Below are 20,536 nucleotides of genomic sequence, written 5' to 3' on the forward strand. Positions count from 1 at the left end.
ATTTTATGGAAACAGCAATAGGGACTAAACTTATTGCTGTTTCTTTACATAATTCCCATAATATTCGCAGTACAGGAGGAAGAATTGATGAAAGCTGAAATAATTGCAGTAGGTACAGAGTTATTGCTCGGACAAATAGTGAATACAAATGCTCAATATTTGTCACAGGAGTTGGCTACAATCGGAATCGATGTATATTTTCAGACTGTAGTTGGCGATAACATAGATCGGCTTCAGGAAGCGATAAGAATTGCTCAGAAGCGTGCGGATATTATTTTGTTTTCCGGTGGTCTGGGACCGACTCAGGATGATTTGACGAAAGATGCGATAGCGTCTGTATTGGGGCGAAAATTGCACATAGATCGTCTTGCAATGGACAAGCTAGATCAGTTTTTCCGTAACCGTGGGGTAGAAATGACCGAGAATAACCGCCGGCAGGCGCTTTCTATTGAAGGCGCTACTCCGCTTGAAAATGAGACAGGGCTAGCTGTGGGCGACGCAATTGCACAGGACGGTAAATTTTATGTAGTTTTGCCTGGACCGCCTAAGGAACTCAAACCCATGTTTGCAAACCAAGCGAAACCTTGGTTGCTTCAGCAGGCATTGAGCGGTGAGGAAATGCCAATTTATTCAAAAATGCTAAAATTTGCAGGGATCGGTGAGTCAGCTCTTGAAACCCATTTGTTAGATCTGATCCAATCCCAGACAGACCCCACGATTGCTCCTTATGCCAAGGAAGGGGAAGTCACGATCCGTATATCCACCAAGGCGGCCAGCGAAAGTGAAGCACTAATTAAGCTGACGGCTACGGAAGTAGAAATTCAGCAGCGTCTTTCGGAATATATGTATGCAAGTGAAGATGTTACGCTGGAGAAGGTTATCGTAGATCTAATGGCCAAACGCGGGCTCACTGTGAGTGCGGCAGAAAGCTGTACAGGTGGAATGCTGATGGAACACATCACTTCTATACCTGGCAGTGCTGTTATGTTTCAAGGTGGCATCGTGTGCTATTCCAATGAAATGAAGATGAAATTACTCAACGTGCCTTATGATTATTTGGAAGGGGATCAAGCGCCAGGTGCAGTGAGTAAGGAAGTAGCCCTTGTGCTTGCAGAGCAGGCGAGAATGATCATGGACAGCGATTTTGGACTTTCAGTTACTGGTGTTGCCGGGCCTGGGTATTCCGAACGGAAGCCAGTCGGTTTGGTGTATATTGGCATTGCTGAACGCGACAAGGAAACGGAAGTACATGAACTGAGAATGAGTGGTAACCGTGAAACAATCCGACTGCGATCAGTCAAAGCAATCCTGTACAGATTGTGGCGCAGGCTGGTAGAGAACGAGAAACTCTCTTAAACATCTATGTACAGTGTGGGTCGTAGAGTTGTTTTAGATAGATATTCATGATATAATTATCTTATCGGAAGAACCGTTGCAAAGCCTTTTGCCAGCGGTTCTTTTTTTGTTTTAAGAGACAGGTGTAATTGTAGAAGAGAGCTGTGTGAACAAAAAAAACGAATGTATGTTCGAAAAAATGCTTGGCAAGCGTGTCAAAACAAGGTATTATTAAAGTACAAACAATGAAGGATGTGAGTTTATTGTCAGATCGTCGTGCTGCGCTGGATATGGCGCTCCGTCAAATAGAAAAGCAATTTGGTAAAGGTTCCATTATGAAGTTGGGTGAGTCTACCCACATGCAAGTGGAAACGATCCCCAGTGGTTCGATTGCTTTGGATATTGCGTTAGGAACGGGCGGCTTTCCAAGAGGCCGGGTTATTGAAATATACGGACCGGAATCATCCGGTAAAACGACAGTAGCTCTTCACGCTATCGCAGAGGTGCAAAAAACAGGCGGACAAGCCGCCTTTATCGACGCCGAGCATGCGCTTGATCCGTCGTATGCAAGCAAGCTGGGTGTCAATATTGATGAGTTGTTACTATCGCAACCAGATACAGGAGAGCAGGCGCTTGAGATTGCCGAAGCTCTTGTACGTAGTGGAGCAGTAGACATTGTAGTTGTTGACTCCGTAGCGGCACTTGTGCCCAAGGCAGAGATTGAAGGCGAAATGGGAGATTCCCACGTTGGTCTTCAAGCACGTTTGATGTCTCAGGCATTGCGTAAGCTTTCTGGAGCCATTAATAAGTCGAAAACCATTGCTATTTTTATTAACCAGCTACGTGAAAAAGTAGGTGTTATGTTCGGTAACCCTGAAACAACACCAGGTGGACGTGCCTTGAAGTTTTACTCTACGGTACGTTTGGATGTTCGTCGTATTGAAAGTTTGAAAATGGGTAACGACATTGTGGGTAACCGCACACGTATTAAAGTCGTGAAGAACAAAGTTGCCCCTCCTTTCCGTCAGGCTGAGGTAGATATTATGTACGGTGAGGGCATTTCCAAAGAAGGTAGCCTGATCGATATCGGTACGGAGCATGACATTGTCGACAAGAGCGGAGCCTGGTATTCCTACGAAGGTGAGCGCCTTGGTCAGGGACGTGAGAATGCTAAGCAATTTTTGAAGGAAAATCCGAATATTGCTAGTACGATCGAACAAAAAATTCGGGTGGCCAGCAATCTGATTACGACGGTTGCTCCGCCTACAGAAGAAGAGTTGGCACAGCAAGCGAAGGAAGAACAGGAATTGTTGGAGCTTGAATAAAGCTCGGTGAATCCTGGTTTGTGAACTGGGGCCAGGGTTATGGCACCGTCCGTTTGAATAGCATGATTCTGATGCCCTGCACAGTTGTGCAGGGCATTTTTGCATCAACTAGAGTCTGCTTTGTCAGTGGAATCTAACTTTTGCGTAGCAGGTGTTCAAAGGCTGCTTTCGTGAATTTCAAAGTGAGGGAAGTATATTGCAGTTGGACGATGAAGATGAATACACTTCGGAAGCAAATAAGCAACAAGGGATTTCTCTTTTTCCGGATCATGAGGAATTGATGATTACTAGGGTAGAGCAGGGACAGGGACGCAAACGTGGAAGATATATCATACATTTTGGTCCTTATTCACTGTCTGTATTAGAAGATGTAATGATCAAGTACAATATGTTCAAAGGAACGTCATTTGATAAAAAAGAACTGGAAGATATCGTTCTGGCAGATGAAAAGCAACAGGCTTATGTACTTGCGCTACGCTATTTGGGGCGAAAGCCTCGCACACGTCAGGAAATTGCCCAGCGTTTGGCGCAAAAAGAACTGGATCAGTCTGTTATTGACGAAGTAATGGCCCGACTGCATAGGGAACAACTCGTAGATGATGATTTATACGCCCGTCAATGGGCAAGGCAGCGCATAACAAGCCAACGTAAGGGGAAGATGTGGGTTAGGCAAGAACTTCGTCAGAAGGGCATCTCTAAAGCCTCTATTGGCGAAGCGCTAGGTGAGATCACCGATAATGAGGAGTGGGAGAGCGCTTTGACGGTCGGACGTAAGAAATGGAATCAGGTACGTGGTGATATAATGGAGAAAAAAAGAAAAACCTACCCTTTTCTCATGAGACGCGGATATTCGGGGGATATGACACGCCGGGTAGTCAATCATCTCACTGCGACCGAGCATGACGCTGCTTCAGATGACGAGGAGTTGTTGCAGTGGGAGGAATAGTTGCCAAACGGCTGCTGAACCTTTGGCTAGTATGAACGGATAGGATGAGCTAGTTATTACATGGAAAGCTGCATGGTAGTCTACTAATGTTTGCATTCCCTTGACAATGCCATTTGTCAAATAATAAAATATATATGAAACGATACTTGTGGAACGCCCTTTTTCCTTCCAAAAAAGCGGAATCCACGGTGAGTTCTCATCGCCAAATAACAAGTGATGCCGCTATGCCAGGCGGAATTGTACATGTGAAAGCATGTGCATATGAAATGAAACGACCTTGTGTCGTTGTCTTAGTTTGACGATCAAAGTAAATGTGACAATTGCAAAAAGTCCCAAGGAATGCCTTGGAGGAACCAACGGGGAGGTGAACAGTATGATGACTGCGATCTGGTTCGTTCTCGTTGCTGTAGCCGCGTTATTCTTTGGGTTCGGGATTGGTTATTTTATTCGCAAATCTATTGCAGAAGCTAAGATCTCCAGTGCGGAAGAAGCTGCCGCGCAAATCGTGGAGAACGCGAAAAAAGAGGCAGAAGCGCTGAAGAAGGAAACGGTATTGGAAGCGAAAGATGAAATCCACCGCATCCGTGCCGAAGCTGAAAAAGAAACTCGTGAACGTCGCAATGAAATTCAACGACAGGAACGAAGATTGCTGCAAAAAGAAGAATCGCTGGATAAAAAATTGGAATCGCTGGAACGCAAAGAAGAACAAGTGGCCAACAAAGAGAAACGAATCGATGAAACCCAGCAGCAAATTGATTTGATTTACAAGAGTCAGGTAACTGAGTTGGAACGTATTTCCAATCTGACGATGGAGGATGCAAGAAGTATTATTCTGACCAACGTAGAGCAGGAAGTTCGTCATGAAACAGCTCAGATGATTAAAGAAATTGAACAGCAGGCCAAAGAAGAAGCGGACAAAAAGTCTCGTGAAATCATCACACTGGCCATCCAACGCTGTGCGGCAGATCATGTAGCAGAAACGACGGTTTCTGTTGTCACATTGCCGAACGAAGAAATGAAAGGCCGGATCATCGGGCGCGAAGGCCGTAATATCCGTGCACTTGAAACCCTTACAGGAATTGACCTCATTATTGATGATACGCCGGAAGCTGTTATTTTGTCTGGATTTGATCCGATTCGTAGAGAGATTGCGCGTACTGCGCTTGAAAAGCTCGTAGCGGACGGACGGATACATCCGGCTCGTATTGAAGAGATGGTGGAAAAATCCCGTAAAGAGGTGGACGAACGAATCCGTGAGTATGGTGAACAGGCCACCTTTGAGGTGGGCGTGCATAGCTTGCATCCAGATTTGATCAAGATCTTGGGACGTCTCAAGTTCCGTACAAGTTACGGACAGAACGTATTGAAGCACTCGATGGAAGTTGCATACTTGACAGGTCTGATGGCCGGGGAACTGGGCGAAGACGTTGTACTGGCAAGACGGGCAGGATTGCTGCATGACATCGGGAAGGCGCTGGATCATGAAGTGGAAGGATCGCACGTTGAAATTGGCGTGGAGCTGGCGAAGAAGTACAAGGAACACCCGGTCGTCATCAACAGCATTGCTTCACATCACGGCGACTGCGAAGCGACTTCAGTGATCGCCATGCTGGTTGGGGCGGCAGATGCCCTGTCAGCAGCAAGACCGGGAGCGCGGCGTGAAACGCTAGAGACGTACATCCGTCGTCTTGAGAAGCTGGAACGCATCTCCGAATCTTTTGAAGGCGTTGAAAAATCATACGCGATTCAAGCCGGACGCGAAGTTCGTGTCATGGTACAGCCAGAGAAAATTGATGATGCGGAAGCATTCCGACTGGCCCGCGATATTACGAAAACGATTGAGAATGAACTGGACTATCCAGGACATATCAAGGTCACCGTCATACGCGAGACCCGTGCGGTAGAATACGCAAAATAAAAGCATTTCAATGAAAAGTGGCCGCTGCTTGTAGGGCCACTTTTCATTATGTAAGGCAGACTAGGGAGGGCTTTCTATCAACGTATTATTTATTGGAGACATCGTCGGCAGTGTAGGCAGAAAGGCACTGAGGGAGAATCTCCCTTCGCTAAAATCAAAATACAACCCGCATGTTATTATTGTGAATGGAGAAAATGCGGCTTCGGGAAGAGGAATTACCCCAGCCATCGCCAGAGAGTTTTTTGATTGGGGCGTTCATGGGATTACGATGGGAAATCATACTTGGGACAATAAGGAAATATTTGATTTTATAGATGATGAGCCGCGGATCATCCGCCCGGCTAACTTTCCACCAGGAACACCAGGACGGGGTTATACCGTTGTAAAAGGTGGAGGTAAGGAGCTGGCTATTGTTAATCTGCAAGGTAGAACTTTTTTGCCAGCTATTGACGATCCATTCCGTGCAGCAGATGAAATTGTCGATGAGCTGCGCAAAAAACATAAACATATCCTAGTTGATTTCCACGCCGAAGCAACCTCGGAAAAAATCGCAATGGGTTGGCATTTGGATGGACGTGCTTCAATCGTGGTAGGTACGCACACACATGTACAGAGCAATGACGATACGATTTTGCCACAAGGAACTGCGTATCAGACAGATGCGGGAATGGTAGGTCCTTATGAGGGAGTGCTTGGGATGCAGAAAGAGGCTGTGTTACAGAAATTCCAGACCCAGCTTCCAGTACGTTTTCAAGTGGACATGGGCAAATGGCATTTTCATGCCATCAGCGTAGAGCTGAATGATAACGATGGAAAAGCCCGCAAAATTCAGAAAATCAGACTCAAAGAAGATGAATGGCGGATGGATTAACCTTTTTGTGAGCTACTTAAGGAAAGAATAAGGAAAACTGTCACCAAAAAGCAGGAATTTTTTGCTGACCCTCGAATAACATCTAATAGTGGAATCAAACCATCATCATTCCCAGGGGAGGTACTTACTATGGATGTATTAAAAGTATCAGCAAAATCCAATCCCAATTCAGTTGCAGGCGCACTCGCAGGAGTACTGCGTGAACGCGGAAATGCAGAATTACAGGCGATTGGAGCGGGTGCACTAAACCAAGCCATTAAAGCGGTAGCCATTGCCCGGGGATTTGTCGCACCAAGCGGAGTGGATTTGATTTGTATTCCTGCTTTTACAGACATTGTTATTGATGGAGAAGATCGGACTGCGATCAAATTGATTGTAGAGCCAAGATAATAAATGTAAGTTGCCTGAGCCTGTTTACGATTTGTAAACGGGCTTTTTTGCTTTGTGAGTCTGTTACTATGATTTTTAAAATAAATTTGTGATGCTTCAATCTCTAAATGGAGGTAAGATGCATGAATGATAAGCTAAAAGTGAATTGGCCAGTTGTTGACTTTCATTGTGATGTGTTATGTAAAATGCAGCTCGATGCGCAGATCGATTTCAGTCATCCATCGCTTGATGTCACAAAAGAACGTTTGCTAGAAGGTAACGTGCGGTTGCAAACATTTGCTATATATATTTCTCAGGTATTGGGCACGCCAAGATTTGAGCATGTGATTCGTCAAATTGAGCTGTTCAGGCAGCATGTTACCTCTATCTCAGGTGGGTTGAGACCATTGCTGTGGAAGGAAGACTTGGTAATGTGTAAAAATACGTCCGCAGTGCATCAGGAGGAGCAAGTAAAGCAGGCAGGAAAAGAGAAGCGCATGGAAAAGATAACGTATGTGGATGGTAATGGGACGGATCATACATGGGCACCTTGGGCTTTGCTCTCACTGGAGGGGGTAGATGCGCTGGAAGGGAACCCGTTTTATGCAGAATTGTGCTATGCCATGGGAATACGATTGATTGGACTGACATGGAATTATGCGAACTGGGCAGCTGACGGCATTATGGAACATAGAGGTGGCGGGCTGAGTAGCAAGGGGCGCGATTTGGTCAATCGCTGTAATGACCTGGGACTGCTGCTAGATGTATCGCATTTGTCCGTACAGGGCTTCTGGGAGGTGCTAGAGGAGGCCACTCTACCGCCCATTGCTTCGCATTCGAATGCCTTTGCGAAGTGTGCTCACCCCCGTAATCTACGGGATGAACAGATTCGTGCACTGATCGCTCGTAACGGACGGATTGGTTTGACCTTCGTCACAATGTTTCTCAAAGAGCAGGGTACGATAACCGCTGAGGATCTGCTACCACACATTGAGCATATTTGTTCATTAGGCGGCGAAAGGCATTTGATGTTTGGCTCTGATTTTGACGGTATCGAGCACCATGTGCAAGGGCTGGAGCATTCGGGGAAATATCCGATTTTTGCAGAACTGCTGCTGAAGCATTACCCTGAGGAGCTGGTCAAGGGATGGCTGGGAGGACATGCGCTGGAATACTTGCAAACGAATCTGCCTTCCAAAATTTCTTCTTAAATAGCTATTTATAGAGGGAATTTTTAGCTGCGAACACTCTTGACAAAGCGAGAAGGATTACGAAATAATTGGAGCATCTTAGAATTGCATGGTGCTAAAATAACATTTGCAGAAATACGGCAGACGTTGGAGCGAGACTGACGGGTCACCATGCTGCACCGCCATATCAGAGGGGGCTCCATTACATAATGTTGATAAAAAAGGTTACCTGGCTTGAGCTCTTTTATGACTTGTTGTTCGTAGCTGCTGTCTCCAAGGCCACTCATGTTTTGCTACATGTTGAGCATGGTAGTATCTCATGGGAACATATGGAAAAGTTTATTATGATTTTTATCCCAATATGGTGGGCTTGGGTGGGGCAAACGGTCTACAACAATCGTTTTGGGCAAGACAGTATAACACATCGAATTTTTATGATCCTGCAATTGTTTTTCGTGTTGATCATGACCGCCAGCCTGAATATAGATTTTGATGCGTATTATGTATCTTTTTTTGTTGGCTATATTGGGTTAAGAGGTTTGACTGTCGTTCAATATTTACTTTCGGCACCCAAAGAAACGGCTCATAAACAGGAAACAGCTCGTTTTTTCGGAATTTATTTTTGGATTGGAATAGTCATCTCTAGTTTCTCCCTCTTCTTTGATTCTTGGGTTCGATATTTGATTTTATATACAGGTATAGCTATTGATATCCTCGTTCCTTTGATTGGCCGTAAAAAGTTGGTGATCACACCTATCCATACGGAGCATCTTTTAGAACGCTTTGCACAGTTCACCTTAATTTTGCTTGGCGAATCTGTGATAAGTATGCTTTCTGTTTTGCAATCCGATCATTTTACGGTTTCTTCTATTGTATTTGCTGCTTTGGCTTTTGTATTAGTCATCGCAATCTGGTGGCAATATTTTGAGAATATGGAGAAGCGCGTAGATAAATCAAAACAATCAGCAGGACAGACTATTATTTATGGTCATTTGTTTATTTATCTTTCCCTTAGCATGCTAGCTGCTTCGATTCAGCTCTTGTTTTTGGGACAAGTAGACTATATCTTTGTGCTTTGCTTTACCTTTGCTTCTGTTTTTATTTACTTTTTGTCGGTTTTGCTGGTATTTCATCAGTACCGATTAAGTCATCTGAAACCTCGTCTCAGAGTCATTTTTTTCTTAACTGGAATACTCTGTGTCCTGTTTATTCTTAATATATTTGTTGTCGTTCCCCCTCATCTCATCGTAGCTGAAATCATGCTTTTCTTTCTCTTGTTCGCTAAAACGACGGTTTGATCCGATTTCTATGGACGATATTTAACGCCGATTAGGGCGAAAAAGGGAACTTTATACGCTCTCCTTTTCTTTCTTGGCAAAATAGGAGTATAATAGCATAGATGTGTAAAGTATTGTATAGAGAAAAAGGAGTGACCACACGATGAGTAAAATCGTACCTGTCGGCGTTTCAGCCCGTCATATTCACCTGACTCAAGAGCATATTGAAATTTTGTTCGGAGCAGGCTATCAATTAACTGAATTTAAACCTTTGTCCCAAACAGGACAATTTGCCGCAAATGAAACGGTAGCTGTAATTGGTTCTAAGGGTCAATTTGATAAGGTTCGCATTTTGGGACCTGCTCGTCCCGCTTCCCAATTGGAAATCTCTCGCACTGATTCCTTTGCTATTGGTGTAAAAGCACCTGTACGCGAATCTGGTAGCATTGATGGTACACCAGGAATCACGGTAAAAGGACCCGCTGGTGAAGTGGAACTGCAAGAAGGTGTGATTGTAGCAGCCCGCCATATTCATTTCCATACATCTGATGCAGCTAAATGGGACATTAAGGACAAGCAGTTGCTGAAAGTACGTGTCGGCGGCGAACGTGGCCTTGTATTTGAAAATGTTCTTGCACGTGTGTCCGATTCTTTTGCTTTGGATATGCACATTGATACAGATGAAGCGAACGGAGCCGGTGTGAAAAACGGTGACAACGCTGAAATCGTAGACTAATATACACGTATTTAAATGCCGGAAGCCTTAAAGAGTCCGATTCTTGCAAAAGAATCGGGCTTTTTACATACTATATAATTCACAAATACTTCACTAATGTACAAAAAGAACATGAGTTCACATTGCACTCAATGGTATCTGCGGCTGATCTATGGCGATGGCCTATAAATCATGCTATAATTTAGTGTAATGCCTTTTTTAAAGGTTTTTTAGAACTAAAATAACTTTACCCATGCCTAAAGATACAGTAAAATCACAAATTAGCTCGTGAAATAGATGGTGTAAGGAGTGACTAAGGAATGGAAAAGAAAACAAAAGATTACTCCAAATATTTTGATTTCTCGGATGCGAAGATTATTTCTGAAGATGAGCATAGCAAAAAGATCCGTATTCGCGGACGTGAAATCAACATTATGGCGGAGCCGAACCATAGAAAAGAAAAGCAACGCGGTAAAGAGGATGTACAGGTATTATATGATAACGCAGTCCCGGATGAGCTAAAGCATATCGGTGAGGGAAAGCATTATATCGTATACACATTCGGTTGCCAAATGAACGAGCATGATTCCGAAACCATAAAAGGCTTGCTGGAGCAAATGGGCTACCAGGCAACCGAGGATCGGAAGGAAGCAGACATCATTTTACTGAACACTTGTGCTATCCGTGAAAATGCGGAGGATAAAGTGTTTGGCGAGCTGGGTCACCTCAAGCATCTCAAAACAGAAAAGCCAGGACTGCTGCTCGGCGTGTGTGGCTGCATGTCACAAGAAGAGAATGTCGTTAACCGGATTATGCAAAAACACGGTTTTGTCGATATGATTTTTGGTACCCATAATATTCATCGTCTGCCTCAGCTCGTCAAGGAAGCACTCTTTAGCAAAGAAATGGTGGTCGAAGTGTGGTCTAAGGAAGGCGACATTATCGAAAACCTGCCGAAGAAGCGCGAGGGTATGCGGGCTTGGGTGAACATTATGTACGGTTGTGATAAATTTTGCACCTATTGCATTGTTCCCTTTACACGTGGTAAGGAAAGAAGCCGCCGTCCAGAGGATGTTATCGCTGAGGTACGGGATTTGGCACGTCAAGGCTTTAAAGAAATCACCTTACTGGGGCAGAATGTTAACGCTTATGGCAAGGATTTGAAAGATTTGAATTACAGATTCGGGGATCTGATGGATGATATGCGCAAAATTAATATCCCGCGTGTACGTTTTACGACATCACATCCACGTGATTTTGATGACCATTTGGTTGAAGTGCTTGGTAAGGGTGGCAATTTGGTGGAGCATATCCATCTGCCTGTTCAATCCGGTAATACGGATATATTGAAGAAAATGAACCGAAAATATACCCGTGAGCGTGTTCTGGAACTGGCTGCGAAGATTAAAACAGCTGTTCCGCATGTTTCTCTGACAACAGATATCATCGTAGGTTTCCCGGGCGAAACAGACGAGCAGTTTGAAGATACTCTATCCCTGGTGCGCGAGGTCGGCTATGACTTTGCCTACACATTTATTTATTCACCACGTGAAGGTACGCCAGCTGCTTCGATGGAAGATAATGTGCCTATGTCGGTTAAAAAAGAGCGTCTCCGGCGTCTGAACATTGCTGTGAACCAAAACAGCCTTCGCTTTAATAGTCGATTGCGTGGCGAAGTGGTTGAAGTGCTGGTGGAAGGCGAGAGCAAAAATGACAGCAAAGTGCTTGCCGGACGGACCCGTTCCAATAAGCTTGTACATTTTGAGGGTTCTAAGGACCTGATTGGTTCCTTTGTTCAAGTGAAAATTACGGAACCTATGACCTTTTACATCAAAGGTGATCTGGTTGAAACGGCTGTAGCAGTTAACGGATAAAAGAATATTCTAGCGGGTTGCATGCGGTCTGAGTAAAGGGCTGTGTGCAAGGCCGTCTAAGTGAGAAAAGGAGCGATGGACAATGACAGAGGAGCGGTTGCAACAAACAGAACTTCAATCGGCGGCGCGCCAGCATGATCATTTGGTCAATCGCGAAATGATATTGGCAAAAGCCAAAGAATTGGCAGGTATTTTGGGTAGCAGTGAGGAAGTACAGGTATTCCGAAAAGCAGAAGAAAAGATTCAGGATCATGGGCGCATCCAGCAACTGATTGCAACGATGAAAAAGAAGCAAAAGGAAATTGTAGCATTTGAATCCTTGAAGAATCAAAAAATGATTGCCAAAATAGAGGCCGAACTTCAGGAGCTACAGGAAGAGCTTGACGGTATTCCAATTGTAACGGAGTTTCAGCAGAGTCAGGTGGAAATTAATGAGCTACTGCAAATGGTGATTATGGCGATCCGTGATACCGTTGCTGAGAAGGTAAACGTAGAAGAGGGAAAAAGCACTTCCTCGTCGAATTGCAGTGATTAGAATGAAATCTATGGTGTGGAGGCGTAGCTTCCACGCCTTTTTTTCGAAAGCATTTTGCCAACGTATATGGTTATAGGACTTCAAGAGAAATGGGACAACATAGAAGGGATGGAAGCAAGGGAATGGATAAGTTGGGTAAGATGCTAGAGGGAGAGAATAATACTTTTTGGGAGTATTTAGGGTGTGAACTGATTGCAGCTGATGCAAACGAGGTACAGATCGCTTTGGAGGCCAAACAAGAGCATACCAATGTGATGGGTATTGTCCATGGGGGTGTACTTACTTCATTGATGGATCAGGCGATGGGGATGGTCAGTATGGCTTCACGAAATATGGATCCATGTGTAACGACGAACCTGAATGTTCATTTCTTGTCAGCCATGAGGCAAGGACGACTGGAGGTTAGGGCGCGAATTCTTCATCAAGGAGGTCGCACGATAACCACTGAGGCGGAAGTAAGAGATAGTGAAGGCACACTCGGTTCTACATCTACAGCAACCTTCCGAGTATTACGTACACAAGCAAGTGATTCAGGTAAGGCCTGACACTTGACAAAAATTTTTATTATGTCATAATGAATTTATCAAAACGATATAATATGGTGATGCCAATGGATAGCAATCGTATAAACGAAGAGGCGCAAAAGGCGTCGTACAACATTAAGAAATACCGTACCCCGGATGGAGCTCCGGCGGATATCGTTATGTTTACCTTAACGAAGCGGGAGCGCAAGACGGTAACAAAGACATTGCCGATTCGTGAGCTGAAAGTGATGCTCATTAAGCGCCGCAGTTGGCCTTTTGCAGGACGCTGGGCGTTGCCTGGAGGGTTTTGTCAGGAAGATGAATCCATGTATGGAGCTGCCAAGCGGGAGCTGTTAGAGGAAACGGGTGTGGACGGCGGGCATCTGGAGTATTTGGGTGTATATAGTGGACCGGGACGTGATCCGCGCGGGTGGATCATATCGCATGCGTTTTTTGCGCTGGTAGAAGAATGGATGTTGGAACAGCGTCAGGCGGCCGATGATGCTTCCGAGGTTGGGCTATTCACGATCCGCGAAGCGTTGGAGGAATTGGAGCTGGCATTCGATCACCGGGATATCATTGTAGATGCTTATCGCAAAATTCAGTTGCAGATGCTTCAGACGACGATAGCCAAGCAGTTTTTACCGCTACATTTTACACTGGGTGAATTATATCAGGTGATTCAGAGTGTCGTACCGGATTTCGAAGAGCCAAACTTTATTCGCAAAATAACATCGACTCGTAGCAGGCAGGGAATACTGGAAGAGGTGCGTGATGAGAATGGCAAACCGCTCAGTTCCAACCAGTATTCACAAAGACCGGCACAGTTGTACCGTTTTAGTGACAGAGTACCGCGTTTATCTATCTACACGTAACGCCTAATGTAATAGGTTACGCATAGAACGTACAATATCACTTTGAGGATAAGGAGCTGACCGTACGATGCAGGCACTAATTGTTATTGATTACACAAAAGATTTTGTGGACGGTAGTTTGCCTGTAGGACAACCTGCGATTGAGTTGGATGAACGGATCGCAGCAATTACTCAGGCATATGTGGATCAAGGGGACTTTGTTGTCATGGCTGTGGATTTGCATGAGGAGAACGACCTTTATCATCCGGAGAGCAAGCTGTTTCCTCCACATAATATACGTGGAACCAACGGACGACATTTGTATGGCAAGCTACGTAGCCTTTATGAGCAACAAAGTGATCTTATCTACTGGTTGGATAAAACACGGTACAGTGCTTTTGCGGGCACAGATCTGGAGCTCAGGCTGCGTGAACGTGGTGTTCTGGAAGTTCATCTAATTGGTGTGTGTACAGATATATGTGTGCTGCATACGGCTGTAGATGCTTATAACAAAGGTTTTGCTATTACTGTATACAAGGACGCTGTGGCGAGCTTTAATCAAGCTGGACATGATTGGGCTTTGGGTCATTTTGAGGGAAGTCTTGGAGCTGCGGTACGGTCGGCTGAGGATACGGTTTTACGTCAGAAGAAGTAAAATAACTTAACGATTGTGCACCAATGTCCGATAACAAAATGGAGCCGGATATTGCTGAATCTGGGCAGATGAGGCGGTACGCTGCCACAAACCTGGGGACAGTCAGAGAGGATGATTACGATGCAGTCAACGAGCCTCGCATTACATACAGATAAATATCAGATTAATATGATGTACGCCCATTGGGTGAACGGAAGTCATCAGCGTAAAGCTGTGTTCGAGGCGTATTTCCGTAAACTCCCTTTTGGTAATGGATACGCCGTGTTCGCTGGTCTGGAACGCATTGTGAATTATATTGCAAATTTGCGGTTTACAGAAGAGGACATTCGCTACCTTTCTGAGCAGGAAGAGAAGTATGATCCCATGTTCATGGAGGCGCTTCGCCAGTTTAAGTTTGGTGGAACTGTCCATTCAATGAAAGAAGGGGCACTTGTTTTTCCAAATGAGCCTCTGGTGCGTGTTGAAGGAACGATTATGGAAACGCAGCTTGTCGAGACGGCATTGCTGAATTTTATGAACTATCAGACACTCATTGCGACAAAGGCATCGCGTATCAAGCAGGTGGCAAGTGACGATACACTGCTCGAATTTGGGACACGGCGTGCGCAGGAAGCTGATGCGGCGATTTGGGGAGCACGAGCAGCTTATGTGGCAGGTTTTGACGCGACTTCTAATATGCTGGCAGGCGAGCACTTTGGAATCCCGACGAAGGGGACACATGCCCATTCATGGGTGCAGACCTTTATGACGGAGCAGGAGGCGTTTGACGTATACGCGAAGGTTTTACCAGACCAGGTTACACTGTTGGTAGACACCTTTGACACGCTGGAAAGTGGTGTTCCTCATGCGATTCGGACAGCAAAAATGCTGGAGAGTCAGGGCAAGCGTATGAATGCAATCCGTCTGGATAGCGGTGACTTGGCTTATCTATCCATTCAGGCGCGGGAAATGCTCGATGCTGAAGGCTTAGATTACGTACAAATTGTAGCTTCCAATGATTTGGACGAAAATACGATTTTTAACCTGAAAGCCCAAGGGGCACGTATTGATGTATGGGGTGTAGGAACACAGCTTATTACGGCTTCAGATCAACCTTCGCTTGGCGGGGTGTACAAGCTGGTTGAGCGTGAAGTGGATGGCGAAATGTTGCCGACGATTAAGATCTCGGGTAATCCAGAAAAAGTATCCACACCAGGCAAGAAGGATGTATATCGCATTGTGGATAAGAAAAAAGGGAGAGCTGTGGCCGATTATATTTCTTTCCCGGATGAAGAGCGTCCGCGTAATGGTAAGCGCCTGAAGCTGTTTAACCCTTTGCATCCGTATATGAAGAAGTATGTAGAAAATTATGAAGCCGTACCAATGCTTGAGCCTATTTTTATAAATGGACAGAAGGTATATGAGCTTCCTGAGCTGGATGAAATTCGTGCCTACCATACTTCACAGTTGAAACTGTTTTGGCCAGAATATTTGCGGAAGCTGAACCCTGAAATTTATCGTGTAAATCTGAGCGAGAAGGTATGGGAGCTGAAGCAAAAGCTGATCGATAGCTATATGCAGCCCGAAGTTGAAGAAAAAGAATAGTTGGAAGAGGCACCTCATGAATGTATGGGGTGCCTTTTTGTGTCGCGGCATGTAGGAAATAGGAGCTTATTTATAAATTTCTCTCATCACATGTCGTAGCTCAGGGACAATAATGCGTTCCATTGCCAAACGAACGGCTCCACGTGAGCCAGGCATAGAAAATACAGCTGTCTGGCCCACAGTGCCAGCTACAGCCCGGCTTAAGATAGCTGCTGAACCAATGTCCTCAGCAAAGCTTAAATAACGGAAGATTTCTCCAAAGCCAGGTAGTTCCTTATCCAGTAGAGAGGAGACGGCTTCATATGTAGTATCACGTGGAGAAATACCGGTACCGCCTGTCAAAAGTACAGCCTCGATTTCATCCTGTGCCGCTGCTTCGGATACTAACTGCTGAATACCTTCGTAGTCATCTTTGACGATGACATATCGAACAACCTTATATCCATTGGTTTCTAGTAGATCCATGAGCAGTCGTCCCCCAGTATCTGTTTCCACGGTGCGGGTGTCCGAGACAGTCACGACCATGCAATTAACCTGTTGCGGGGATTCCTGTCGATGCTCCTCTACAGAAGACATATTCATTGAAATGCTCACTCCTTGATCGGTGGTTAGACATACACTTTTTACAATAGAGCAATGACTGAATGTATGCAAGTCAGAAACAGGGGCTAAAAATCCATGTGATTAATATCCTTGCACTTGCACACTGGAATATAGTACACTTCCTTACATAAGTCGGGATTACTTTGTTTTTATTTTATTGAAAGCGCGCACATCAAATGATTAATCTCAAGGGTCAGCGGGTAATAGTACAGCAGGGTCAACAACTGGGAGGTAATGTAATATGAATCATTCATACCAACAATGCGTGGATGCTTGCCTGGAATGTATGAACGCTTGCAATGTATGTTACGTAGCGAGTTTGAAGGAATATGATTTAGCTATGCTGCGTGAATGTATTCGAGTGAGTAGGGAATGTGCAGAAATATGCGGATTTGCTGCTCAAATGCTGCAGCGTGGAACGGATTTTGCCGAGCAAATCTGTGAGCTGTGCGCCAAGGCCTGTGAGGTATGTGCTGCTGAATGCAGCAAGCATTCCCATGATCATTGCAAACATTGTGCCGAAGCCTGCCGTCGTTGCGTTCAGGCGTGCCGCCAATTGGTGGCAGTGTAATTACATATATGGAACTAGTGCCTGAAGAGGAAATAATAGGTTGCTTTCTACTGAATAGGTTTGTATAATGATTGGAATTAACGTCATGGAACGGGAGAGTAGCAGCGGAGCCGTATCATTACAGCGAGCCGGAAGAGGTGTAAGCCGGTATGAGGTCCGATGTGAAGCGCACCCGGGAGACGGTTGATCCAACGAGCAGAACTTCTAGTAGATCAGCCCGGCAGACACCGTTATTAGTCATTGGAGTGAAATCGCGATTTGTGTAAGTTAGCTGTAACTACACAACCGATTTACGAAGAGTGGTACCGCGGGGATATTAAAGTTCTCGTCTCTTGAATTATTTCAAGAGGCGGGGGCTTTTTTTGTTAGATTCTATAAAAAGAGGAGAGAGATCATGTTGATGAGGATTGCTGCTCAAGCGATATTGGCCCATACGGGCTTGGAGGAGAAAGAAATTGTATCTTTATTTGAGGTGCCTCCGCAGCCCGAATGGGGAGATGTGGCGTTTCCCTGTTTTGTGCTGGCCAAAAAGTTTCGAAAGTCTCCACAGCACATTGCACTGGAATTGGCGGAGCTAGTGAATCATGAAGAAGGTTTAACTGCTTCAGCATCGGGTGCCTATGTAAATATAACATTGGATCGATCTGTTCATATTCCACTTATGCTTGCTGAATTGAGCAAGGCCGATTTCCTCAGGCCCAATATCGGGCACGGACAGCGGGTAGTTATTGATATGTCCTCGCCCAATATTGCCAAACCGTTTGGTATCGGTCATCTTCGCTCTACTGTTATCGGTGCTGCCTTGTATCGTATTCTTGGTGAAACCGGATATGTTCCAGTTAGTGTGAATCATCTTGGGGATTGGGGAACACAGTTTGGCAAGCAAATTGCGGCCTATAAAAGATGGGGAAATGAGGAGCAGCTACAACATGATCCGATTGGTGAATCGCTGAAGCTATATGTTCGTTTTCATCAGGAGGCCGAGCATGATCCGACTTTGGAGGATGAAGGCCGCGAGTGGTTCCGACGTTTGGAGCATGGGGATGCTGAGGCTCAACAACTATGGGAGTTTTTTGTTGAAGTTAGTCTGGGTGAATTTGATCGTATGTACCAGCGTCTAAACATTACATTTGACCATGTGCTGGGAGAAAGTTTTTACAATGATAAGATGCAGGCAGTTGTTGCTCAATTAAGAGCAAAAGGATTGCTGGAGGAAAGTGATGGCGCGCTCGTGGTTCGTCTGGAAGATGAAGAACTGCCTCCGTGTCTTATTCTAAAAAAGGATGGGACTACCATTTATCCGACACGTGATCTGGCAACAGCGATTTATCGTCATGAAGTGATGAAGGCTGATCGGTTGCTGTACGTCGTTGGTGGAGAACAGAAGTTGCATTTCCAGCAGGTGTTTGCGGTGCTGAAGCATGCAGGGGAGGCTTGGGCGGAGCAATGTGAGCATGTGCCGTTTGGATTAATGCGGTTTGCGGGTAAGAAAATGTCCACAAGACGCGGAAAAGTTGTCAAACTGGAGGAGGTGCTGGATGAAGCTATAGCGCGTGCTCAAGCCATCATTACTCAGAAGAACCCCGATTTGCAGGAACAACAGGCAGTAGCTGAGGACGTTGGTATCGGGGCGATTATTTTTGGTGATTTAAAAAACAACCGGCTGAATGAAGTGGATTTTTCGTTGGAGGAGGCGCTGACCTTTGAAGGCGAGACCGGGCCTTATGTGCAGTATACTCATGCGCGCATACGCAGCCTTCTGGAGAAAGCTCACGCTCGCGCCGATGTTGATAATACCAATTCTAGCGACAACGCCCTTGTCCAAGATAGCCATTCTCGTGATTTGAATGACGTATCGGATGGAATGTTGGGTGACACAGGTTGGGCGCTGCTTAAGCAGTTGGATCGCTATCACGGACAACTGATACGTGCGGTTCGCCAACTGGAGCCTTCGGTAATTGCGAGATTTGCATTGGATACGGCCCAGGCGTTTAACCGTTTTTACGCCAAGGAAAGGATTGTCGATGGTGGACAGTGGCGTATTCAGTTGGCAGAACAAACTGCCGATATTCTGGCATGCGCGCTGCAACTTCTTGGTCTGAAAGCACCGAATCGGATGTAAGCAAAGCGAACAAAGGGGAGCGAGTTTTTGCTGGCGGGATGACTGCTACCCAGACCTGGCTCTTCCAAAGGAATACTGTAAAAAAATAAATCGGTTACAGGCACTTTTGGGTATGTATAAAGATTGTGAGCAGAAAAGAGTTAGACGGGTACACTAATCGCAGGTATTCCACTGTTTTGCAACCAATTTGTGCATATTTGAAACATTTGATGCTTTTATTGCGTCGGTAAGTGTAGAAGCAAAGTAAACATGGAGGTGTATCTCATGAAAAAGAACAAAAGCGTGACAGCTGCCCTGCTTGTCATCTGCTCATTGGCAGTAGCTACGTCGGCCTCTGCTTTTCGTGATATAAAGGGAGCTGAACAGGAGAAGATCGTAAACTCACTTCAGGACAAAGGAATTATTCAAGGAATAACCAAGGATAAATTTGCACCGGATCAAACGCTCACGTATGCACAAGGAGTACACTTGGTTGTTCGTGCAATGGATCTTCAGGTAATGCCTGATTTCACAACGGGTTCCTTTGCAAACATTCCGGCTTCTGCATGGTATGCCCAGTCCTATCGGATTGCAGCCCAACACCAAATCCCTTTGTCACCAGATATTGATCCAAGCACCCGTATGACAAGAGAACAATTTGCGAATATTCTGTATAAAGCAGTGAGTGCAACGGGTGAATATCCAACTGTCCGTATGTTAATTAATGTAGCGGATGGCAAAAAACTAGACCAGGAATCAAATGCAGCCGTTCAATTCCTGCTATTGACCAAAATTGCAAAATTGGACGAACAGAGCAACTTTAACCCGGATCGTAAAGTAACGCGGATGGAGGCAGCAGAAATGGTCTATAACGCATCCGAATTTGTACAAAGTCATAAAACGGTTGAAGCTACTCCTGAAAATCCGGCTGAGCCTGTAGATCCGGTTCAACAAAATAACATTAGTATGAGTATAGAGAAGGCAAATGACGAGCAGAACAAAGTGACAATCACCCGTCTGCAGGCACCTAATCCAGGTTACGGCATTGAAGTGGATCACATCGACTACGTAGATGATACGAATGCAGTAATTTACTACAAGCTGACTAGTCCAAAGCCAGGGGAAATGAATATTCAGGTCATTACGGATACCCACACAAGCACATTGGTAGACAGCAAGTATAAGGTTACGCTTAAAGCAGTAGATGGAACAGTGCTTCCGCCCACAGGAACAGGCACGTCTGTAGCTAAATAAAATTACGAGCCCTATGTTATAGATATAAATAAAAC

General features: G+C 45.2%; 19 protein-coding genes and 1 other annotated feature. Of the genes, 18 read left to right on the top strand and 1 reads right to left on the bottom strand.

All coding sequences use genetic code 11. The annotated features are described in order from the left end of the window. The first annotated feature begins 87 nt into the window (after positions 1 to 87). The 15 genes from JOE49_RS15735 to JOE49_RS15805 all read left to right on the top strand — a co-directional run bounded on the left by JOE49_RS15735 (position 88) and on the right by JOE49_RS15805 (position 15,972). Positions 88 to 1,356, top strand: coding sequence for a competence/damage-inducible protein A (locus JOE49_RS15735; RefSeq protein WP_209941799.1), 1,269 nt, complete (start codon positions 88 to 90; stop codon positions 1,354 to 1,356). A 242-nt stretch (positions 1,357 to 1,598) separates the two neighbouring features. Beyond that, complete coding sequence (gene recA, locus JOE49_RS15740; RefSeq protein ID WP_023988239.1) at positions 1,599 to 2,660, top strand: recombinase RecA; 1,062 nt, start codon at positions 1,599 to 1,601, stop codon at positions 2,658 to 2,660. 196 nt (positions 2,661 to 2,856) lie between these two features. Next, entirely contained in the window at positions 2,857 to 3,606 is a 750-nt protein-coding gene (locus JOE49_RS15745; RefSeq protein ID WP_160790405.1) for a regulatory protein RecX, read from the top strand. Positions 3,607 to 3,979: 373 nt separating this feature from the next. Further along, a complete protein-coding gene (gene rny, locus JOE49_RS15750; protein WP_013309958.1) occupies positions 3,980 to 5,524 on the top strand; it encodes a ribonuclease Y in 1,545 nt (514 codons plus the stop codon). A gap of 76 nt (positions 5,525 to 5,600) precedes the next feature. After that, positions 5,601 to 6,395 (top strand): TIGR00282 family metallophosphoesterase, encoded by a 795-nt coding sequence (locus JOE49_RS15755; protein ID WP_013309959.1) that lies wholly within the window; start codon positions 5,601 to 5,603, stop codon positions 6,393 to 6,395. A 129-nt stretch (positions 6,396 to 6,524) separates the two neighbouring features. Next, the gene (locus JOE49_RS15760) at positions 6,525 to 6,785 is read left to right on the top strand and encodes a stage V sporulation protein S (RefSeq protein ID WP_007430104.1); all 261 of its coding nucleotides are present in this window, start codon (positions 6,525 to 6,527) and stop codon (positions 6,783 to 6,785) included. A 122-nt stretch (positions 6,786 to 6,907) separates the two neighbouring features. Beyond that, on the top strand, positions 6,908 to 7,975 hold the full coding sequence (locus JOE49_RS15765) for a dipeptidase (protein ID WP_209941801.1): 1,068 nt from the start codon (positions 6,908 to 6,910) through the stop codon (positions 7,973 to 7,975). Between the two features lie 188 nt (positions 7,976 to 8,163). Then, the gene (locus tag JOE49_RS15770) at positions 8,164 to 9,252 is read left to right on the top strand and encodes a low temperature requirement protein A (protein WP_028542700.1); all 1,089 of its coding nucleotides are present in this window, start codon (positions 8,164 to 8,166) and stop codon (positions 9,250 to 9,252) included. 142 nt (positions 9,253 to 9,394) lie between these two features. After that, positions 9,395 to 9,967: a phosphate propanoyltransferase gene (gene pduL / locus JOE49_RS15775; RefSeq protein WP_023988243.1), complete on the top strand. Its 573-nt coding sequence runs from the start codon at positions 9,395 to 9,397 to the stop codon at positions 9,965 to 9,967. 299 nt (positions 9,968 to 10,266) lie between these two features. After that, the gene (gene miaB / locus JOE49_RS15780; RefSeq protein ID WP_023988244.1) at positions 10,267 to 11,820 is read left to right on the top strand and encodes a tRNA (N6-isopentenyl adenosine(37)-C2)-methylthiotransferase MiaB; all 1,554 of its coding nucleotides are present in this window, start codon (positions 10,267 to 10,269) and stop codon (positions 11,818 to 11,820) included. An 82-nt stretch (positions 11,821 to 11,902) separates the two neighbouring features. Further along, a complete protein-coding gene (locus JOE49_RS15785) occupies positions 11,903 to 12,355 on the top strand; it encodes a YlbF/YmcA family competence regulator (RefSeq protein WP_023988245.1) in 453 nt (150 codons plus the stop codon). Positions 12,356 to 12,477: 122 nt separating this feature from the next. Then, complete coding sequence (locus JOE49_RS15790) at positions 12,478 to 12,900, top strand: PaaI family thioesterase (RefSeq protein ID WP_025719091.1); 423 nt, start codon at positions 12,478 to 12,480, stop codon at positions 12,898 to 12,900. 65 nt (positions 12,901 to 12,965) lie between these two features. Next, the gene (locus tag JOE49_RS15795; protein WP_023988247.1) at positions 12,966 to 13,754 is read left to right on the top strand and encodes an NUDIX domain-containing protein; all 789 of its coding nucleotides are present in this window, start codon (positions 12,966 to 12,968) and stop codon (positions 13,752 to 13,754) included. Between the two features lie 67 nt (positions 13,755 to 13,821). After that, positions 13,822 to 14,388 carry a cysteine hydrolase family protein gene (locus JOE49_RS15800; RefSeq protein ID WP_023988248.1) on the top strand — a complete coding sequence of 189 codons (567 nt, stop codon included), beginning with the start codon at positions 13,822 to 13,824 and terminating at the stop codon, positions 14,386 to 14,388. A 120-nt stretch (positions 14,389 to 14,508) separates the two neighbouring features. Beyond that, on the top strand, positions 14,509 to 15,972 hold the full coding sequence (locus JOE49_RS15805) for a nicotinate phosphoribosyltransferase (protein WP_023988249.1): 1,464 nt from the start codon (positions 14,509 to 14,511) through the stop codon (positions 15,970 to 15,972). Positions 15,973 to 16,038: 66 nt separating this feature from the next. Here JOE49_RS15805 and JOE49_RS15810 read toward each other — a convergent pair whose 3' ends face one another. Next, positions 16,039 to 16,554: a MogA/MoaB family molybdenum cofactor biosynthesis protein gene (locus JOE49_RS15810; RefSeq protein ID WP_023988250.1), complete on the bottom strand. Its 516-nt coding sequence runs from the start codon at positions 16,552 to 16,554 to the stop codon at positions 16,039 to 16,041. Positions 16,555 to 16,816: 262 nt separating this feature from the next. Between JOE49_RS15810 and JOE49_RS15815 the strand changes: the two genes are divergently transcribed. From JOE49_RS15815 to JOE49_RS15825, 3 genes are all read left to right on the top strand, one after another. Then, positions 16,817 to 17,146, top strand: a complete 330-nt coding sequence (locus JOE49_RS15815; RefSeq protein ID WP_023988251.1) for a four-helix bundle copper-binding protein — start codon at positions 16,817 to 16,819, stop codon at positions 17,144 to 17,146. A 77-nt stretch (positions 17,147 to 17,223) separates the two neighbouring features. Then, positions 17,224 to 17,482: a binding site (T-box leader), on the top strand. Positions 17,483 to 17,540: 58 nt separating this feature from the next. Next, the gene (argS, locus tag JOE49_RS15820; protein WP_209941803.1) at positions 17,541 to 19,268 is read left to right on the top strand and encodes an arginine--tRNA ligase; all 1,728 of its coding nucleotides are present in this window, start codon (positions 17,541 to 17,543) and stop codon (positions 19,266 to 19,268) included. Between the two features lie 264 nt (positions 19,269 to 19,532). Continuing rightward, a complete protein-coding gene (locus JOE49_RS15825) occupies positions 19,533 to 20,501 on the top strand; it encodes an S-layer homology domain-containing protein (RefSeq protein WP_053325275.1) in 969 nt (322 codons plus the stop codon). Positions 20,502 to 20,536 lie beyond the last annotated feature (35 nt).

Origin of the sequence: Paenibacillus sp. PvR133 (assembly GCF_017833155.1) — a bacterium.
In the GTDB taxonomy this organism is placed as follows: Bacteria; Bacillota; Bacilli; order Paenibacillales; family Paenibacillaceae; genus Paenibacillus; species Paenibacillus polymyxa_B.